The 1,302-nt window shown below is 48.9% G+C and carries 1 protein-coding gene; it reads right to left on the minus strand.

The annotated features are described in order from the left end of the window. Window positions 1–35: 35 nt before the first annotated feature. Window positions 36–1,244: an IS256 family transposase gene (locus tag DES54_RS18425; protein WP_113869810.1), complete on the minus strand. Its 1,209-nt coding sequence runs from the start codon at window positions 1,242–1,244 to the stop codon at window positions 36–38. Window positions 1,245–1,302 lie beyond the last annotated feature (58 nt).

Consider the following 1,302-nt stretch of genomic DNA (forward strand, 5'->3'; position numbering starts at 1 on the left):
GACCCTGTAAATAATTCTGTGTAATTGCCACCCTATTAAATGTGACCGTTCAACCGGTCACCGAACTCAATAATAAAACGACTCATCGCCAGCCGCCAGTTTTGAATCGGCATGCTCCATTTTTTCGACGCTGACTGTATCGCGAGGTATATCACTTTGCGTACCGAGTCATCCGTCGGGAACACTTTGCGTTTCTTGATAGCCTGCCGGATCACGCTGTTCAGCGACTCTATCGCGTTAGTTGTGTAGATCGCCTTGCGGATATCGGGCGGATAACCGAAGAAGGTATTGAGGTTTTCCCAGTGGGCCCGCCAACTTTTGCTGATTTGAGGATATTTACCATCCCGGGCGTTCGCGAACACATCCAGCGCCATCAAGGCGGCTTCTTCCGTCGGCGATTGATAGACCGCTTTAAGCCCGGCAGTAACGCCCTTATAGTCTTTCCACGATACGAATTTCAGACTGTTGCGTACCATGTGGATAATGCAAAGCTGGATATGCGTTTGCGGGTAAACGCTGTTTATCGCCTCCGGGAAGCCTTTCAGTCCGTCCACGCAGGCGATAAGGATGTCTTGAAGACCACGATTTTTCAGCTCGGTCAGTACATTAAGCCAGAACTTCGCGCCCTCATTTTCTGCCAACCACATGCCGAGCAACTCTTTTTTGCCCTCGGTATTAATACCCAACGCAAGGAAAACGGCCTTGTTTATCACCGAACCATTGTGTCGGACTTTCACCACAATACAGTCAAGATAAACAATGGGATACAGTGAGTCCAGCGGACGATTTTGCCATTCGGTTACCTGTTCTTTAACGGCATCCGTTACTTTGGAAATTAACGTGGCCGACACGTCAGCGTCATACATTTCCTTGAACGTCGCGACGATTTCACGCGTGGTCATGCCTTTGGCATAAAGAGACAAAATCTGGCTATCCATCTGGGTGATATGGGTCTGGTTCTTCTTGATGAGCTGCGGCTCGAAGGTACCTTCACGGTCACGTGGCGTGTTTAGCGTGATCTCGCCGTCATCGATAAGCAATGTTTTTGAGGAGTACCCGTTACGGGTGTTGGTGCCGGTTTTAGGCGTGTTTTTCTCATGCCCAAGGTGGTCAGTGAGTTCGGCGTTCAGCGCCGTTTCCACGGTGAGCTTAGTCAACATACGTGAAAACTGATTGAGATCAGCTTCAGTCTTGATGCCTTTGGCCAGTTCTGTAGCAAGTGCCTGAAGTTTCTTCTCGTCCATAATTTGCCTGTCTCCGCTGTTCGGATAACGATATCAAAAACAGGCAATTACACAATTT

The sequence above is a fragment of the Brenneria salicis ATCC 15712 = DSM 30166 genome (assembly GCF_003315515.1).
Classification (GTDB): Bacteria; Pseudomonadota; Gammaproteobacteria; order Enterobacterales; family Enterobacteriaceae; genus Brenneria; species Brenneria salicis.